Source organism: Actinomadura logoneensis, from assembly GCF_003428695.1.
In the GTDB taxonomy this organism is placed as follows: Bacteria; Actinomycetota; Actinomycetes; order Streptosporangiales; family Streptosporangiaceae; genus Spirillospora; species Spirillospora logoneensis.
Window position 1 is genome coordinate 1 of the sequence record NZ_QURH01000058.1, and the last position, 1,720, is coordinate 1,720.

Here is a 1,720-nt window from a genome sequence, read left to right on the forward strand (position 1 = left end):
GCGGTGGCGGGCGCCGCGCCGGTGGGCGGGACGCCGGTCCGGCCTCCGGGGTGCGCGGTCCCGGGCGGCCGACGGGCGGGTCGTGGTCCCCTCGGCCGTGCCGAGCGCCGCAAGCCCTTGAGCTCCCAATCGACGTCCTTCCCAGGAACGGAGAGGCCAGGCCCGGTGAGCCGTCCGCGCGTGGCGGCACGCACCCGGACGACGGGGTTGTCCGGGTGGTCCGCGCGTCGAAAGCGGGTGCCTTTTCCGGTAAATTCGCGGCGGCATCGCGGATACATCAGCGAACAAGACTTTCCGGGCACGGCGGGAAGCTCGATACTCCGGGGCGTCCACTTTTGTTCGGGTTCACGAACCGCCGGCGCGCCTCATCCGCGCTGCCACGACGACACGAACGCCGTCACCACTTCCGGCGACTCATCCGCGCTGCCACGACGACACGAACGCCGTCACCACTTCCGGCGAATGCCAGGGGGACGGCGGAACGGCTTCGACCGGTGCGGAAAACAACCCGGACAAAGGGAACGGGCCAGGGGCGAGCCGAACTCGCCCCCGGCCCGGTAAAGGCCCTAGATCAGTGACGGTACCCGTCCCAGACCGGACCGTGGCCGTAGTAGCCGTGGCCGTGGCCGCGCTCGACGTGGGCGTAGGTCGCCGTCGAGCCGTTGTCGCAGTTGCCGTGCTCGTCGTCCTGGGCCAGGACGTTGTGGAGGATCACGCCGATGACGGCGCCGACCTCAACGGAGCGGCAGGTCTCGACGCCGATGCCCTGAGCGTTCGACGAGTGCGAGGAGTGGATGTTCGACGGGACCGGCTCCTCCCAGGCCATAGCCGGGGAGGCGCTCATCATCACGCCACCCGCCGTCAGGGCCATGAACCCTGTCGCCACCAGTCGCTTCATACCGAAGCCCCTTCTGTGCACAGTGGAATTTCGACCGAGTGCCCTTCTTGCAGGCCGGGCACTCACGGACACTCAACACGTTGATCTCGCCGAGTTCCACCTCTGCCCGAACGATTAGCGGGTTGCTCGCCATTTCTTGACCTGCCAATGACACACGCCCCGGGGGCAAATCATCACCACTCGCCACCAACCCCACCGACACGTTTTCGCGTCGTCTCTTCCCGCGAACGGCCGTGCCGCACTCGGAATTCGCTCCACCTGTCCGGGATGGGCCCACAAGACGCATTCCGCTTTCGTGACGGGAAGGAACGGCTGTCATGCCATATGCCGGAAATCCTTCCGGCACCGCAGGCGGGGGCGCGGGCCGTCCCTGCTGGCACCCCCCCAGCCCCGCGGGCCGGTCACGCGTCCGCAGAAGCGCGGGCACCCACTCGCTCATCCCACAGGTCCTGCGGGCGACCGCTCGCTCCTCCGCAAGAGCGCGGGCGACCACACTTGCTCGTCCACGGCCCGTGACACGCCTCTCTAGCCCCTGGCCGCACCGGACGGGCCCGCGAGGCCGTCCCTGAGGCGCTCAGCGCCTCCACAGACCCACGAACGCCGCCCTGGGAGCCTGTTCTCCCTGGCCACCCGGGGAGGGACATGTCGCCGCCCAGGAAGGGACGAAGGCGCAACCGGCCCTCACCTCGCCCCTTCGCTCCCGGCTCGCTCCCGCCTCGGCCGGCCTCGCCCATTCGCTCCCGCCTCGGCCGATCTCGGCAGCCTCGGCCGGGGCGTCTTCGGGCAGCAAAAAGCCCCGGGGCCGGAAGCGTGTCGCTTCCG

Annotated in this window: 1 protein-coding gene; it reads right to left on the reverse strand. The window is 69.8% G+C overall.

Going from position 1 to position 1,720, the window contains the following annotated elements; all coding sequences use genetic code 11:
- Positions 1 to 571: 571 nt before the first annotated feature.
- Entirely contained in the window at positions 572 to 898 is a 327-nt protein-coding gene (locus DZF91_RS03020; protein ID WP_147340964.1) for a hypothetical protein, read from the reverse strand.
- Positions 899 to 1,720: the final 822 nt, after the last annotated feature.

Excerpts from the sequence above, each read along its gene's own strand:
- DZF91_RS03020 (WP_147340964.1), bottom strand. The coding sequence starts at position 898 with ATGAAGCGACTGGTGGCGACAGGGTTCATGGCCCTGACGGCGGGTGGC.